The organism is Moritella viscosa (assembly GCF_900120065.1).
GTDB classification, from domain to species: domain Bacteria; phylum Pseudomonadota; class Gammaproteobacteria; order Enterobacterales; family Moritellaceae; genus Moritella; species Moritella viscosa.
This window is the reverse complement of sequence record NZ_FPLG01000134.1, coordinates 1-1872: the sequence shown is the minus strand read 5'-3', so window position 1 is coordinate 1872 and position 1872 is coordinate 1. Positions and strand designations below refer to the sequence as shown.

At 45.3% G+C, this 1872-nt stretch carries 1 protein-coding gene; it reads left to right on the top strand.

The genetic code is table 11. The features are described from left to right. Positions 1 to 1872: replication endonuclease (locus BT797_RS20700; RefSeq protein ID WP_075473339.1), on the top strand; the 1872-nt coding region annotated here is incomplete at both ends.

Sequence of the window (1872 nt, the reverse complement as noted above, 5' to 3'; positions counted from 1 at the left end):
TAACCCCGATCTCGAAGACCATCAATGGCGCAAGCAGTTCTTTGGTGACATGCCGCATTACCTTAGTCGCTATTTTGCCGAGCGTTACATCAAAGCCTTTAAACGTAATGGCCGTCAATACGCCAACAAGTACTTAAGAAAAACTGTGGGCGCTAAGATTAACCCACGTTTAAAAAAGGTATTAGCACAATATAACCAGCAAGCTAAATACCGTGATTCTTATATCCGCAGTGGCGACTTGTTCCGCGAAAAACTGCTCGCAGAAATGGATAAAAGCGAACTCAAAGTATTAGCGCAACAGTACGCTGATTTCTTTGCCGTACAACTCGATAACCAAGCTGCAGAACAGGATGAAGCCCAAGGCTACGATCAGTCTATTATCCAGGTCTTTTGTGGCCTACGTGAAATTAGCCGTAAGTTTGGTTATACACCACCCTATGATAAACCCGAATCTGACTTAACAGCTGCAGAAGCAGAGTGTGGCATTTTACGCTTAACCTGTAATCGTGCCTGGGAAAGTAAACTAAAAGCCAAGCGCTCGATAATGCGCGAGCACCTAGCAATAGCTGTAGGTCAAGTGCAAAAGTCAGCAAGCCCGTATTGTTCCCGTGACTGTCTGCATGAATGGAAGAACCAAAAACAACGTAACCGTGATTTCATCAAAGGCATGTCGGTCTTTGATGAAGACATGGATGAAGAGATAGCATTGTCCGAGATGTTCTATAAATCCACTGGTAACCCAGCCATTCGCCGTTGCGAGCTTATGGTTCGGATGCGTGGTTACGAGAATATTGCCCAAGCTATGGGTTGCGAAGGACTGTTCCTTACCTTAACCGCACCATCCAAATATCACCACACCCGAAAAAAGGGCGGCTTTATCGATCACTGGATGGGTAACAGTCCCCGTGATGCACAGCGTTATTTATGTAGCGTTTGGGCTAAAATCCGCGCTCAATTCAAACGTGATGATATTTCAGTATTTGGTATCAGAGTTGTCGAGCCACATCACGACGGTACGCCACATTGGCACTTACTGTTATTCATGCAGCCGCATGATGTAAAGCGGGCGAGTGAGGTATTTACGCATTATGCAGTACAAGAAGATTTTAAAGAACTGTTCCCGACCATAAACAAGAAACAAATAGCAGTAGGGCCACCGAACTTACGTACTCGATGCGAGATTGTTGCTATCGATTCTGAACTGGGTTCTGCAACCGGCTACATTGCTAAATACATAAGCAAGAACATTGATGGTTATGCCATGGATGACGAAAAAGACGACGAGACAGGGCGCGACCAAAAAGAAATGGCCGCGCACGTGACTGCCTGGGCAAGTCGTTGGCGTATTCGTCAGTTTCAAGCGATTGGTGGAGCACCGGTTACCACGTATCGGGAATTACGCCGTTATGCCAACAACGACGTAAACACATTCAAAAGCTATGTTGCCTTGCTCAATGCAAAACAACAATACACTCTATTTACCGAATTATTCCCAGACCAAAACTCTTATCTTATGGGTCCTAAATTAGACTTTCAGGGGCCACGTTTAAACTATGCTGCAATGAACTCGTTACAGCGTTGGGATGTGCTTACTGGCAAATACAAAGCAGAATTAAAAACAGACATCGATAACGCATCCACAGCAATGAAGTGTGCTGATAAAGGCGACTTTGCAGGGTATGTCATGGCGCAAGGTGGCCCATTCGTGAAGCGTAAAAACCTGCTCATTCGTAATGATTATGATGGCACCGAGATGGGTAATGAATACGGGGAGTACGTAAGTAAGATCCAAGGCTTTAAAGTTACCAATGAAACACCGGTTAAGACTCGGCTACGCAACTGGGTGATCCAACGCAAGTCTCAAGCATTGCT